The sequence below is a fragment of the Thermogemmata fonticola genome (genome assembly GCF_013694095.1).
Lineage (GTDB): Bacteria > Planctomycetota > Planctomycetia > Gemmatales > Gemmataceae > Thermogemmata > Thermogemmata fonticola.
The window spans coordinates 1-258 of the sequence record NZ_JACEFB010000054.1 but is presented as its reverse complement, the minus strand read 5'-3'; the positions used below and the strand labels follow the sequence as shown (position 1 = coordinate 258).

Here is a 258-nt window from a genome sequence, read left to right as displayed (position 1 = left end):
CAGTTTTTAGTGCACTAGGGATAACAAAGGTAAATCGTAGCCAGATTAAGCAGAATAGTGAATGTGGTATGCATACGTATGAAGTCATGGAGGGTGATGTTAGGAATCTGGCTGTGGAGTTGCAGGCGTACAATTCAAAGTACAGTTTTATGTTGGGTCGGCGGACGTTGGAAGGGGAGTGGCTGGTGGTCCGATATGGTGTGGAGGCGGATCAGGTGGGGTTACGTCAGCAGACACGGGAAGCGATTGATTATGCAC

The 258-nt window shown here is 48.4% G+C and carries 1 protein-coding gene; it reads left to right on the top strand.

Going from position 1 to position 258, the window contains the following annotated elements:
* Positions 1-68: 68 nt before the first annotated feature.
* A partial coding sequence (locus tag H0921_RS17655; protein WP_194539845.1) for a hypothetical protein occupies positions 69-258 on the top strand: 190 nt, incomplete at its 3' end.